The organism is Acidovorax sp. SRB_24, assembly GCF_012931925.1.
On the sequence record NZ_MWOM01000392.1, the window covers coordinates 1 to 219 of the forward strand.

A 219-nucleotide genomic window follows, 5' to 3' on the forward strand; every position below is an offset into this window, starting at 1 on the left:
CTTTTTCTTGGCCTTCATGATGTTGGGCAGCGTCACGTAGCGCGGCTCGTTCAGGCGCAGGTCGGTCGTGACGACGGCGGGAAGGCTCAATGCCAGGGTCTCCAGGCCGCCGTCGACTTCGCGCGTGACGTGGACTTTGTCACCAGAGACTTCGACCTTGCTCGCGAACGTGCCCTGGGGCAGGTTGGCGAGCGCTGCGAGCATCTGGCCGGTCTGGTT

At 63.9% G+C, this 219-nt stretch carries 1 pseudogene; it reads right to left on the reverse strand.

Annotated elements, in window-relative coordinates:
* Positions 1 to 219, reverse strand: a pseudogene (locus B2J89_RS22390) (electron transfer flavoprotein subunit beta/FixA family protein); the annotation flags it as partial.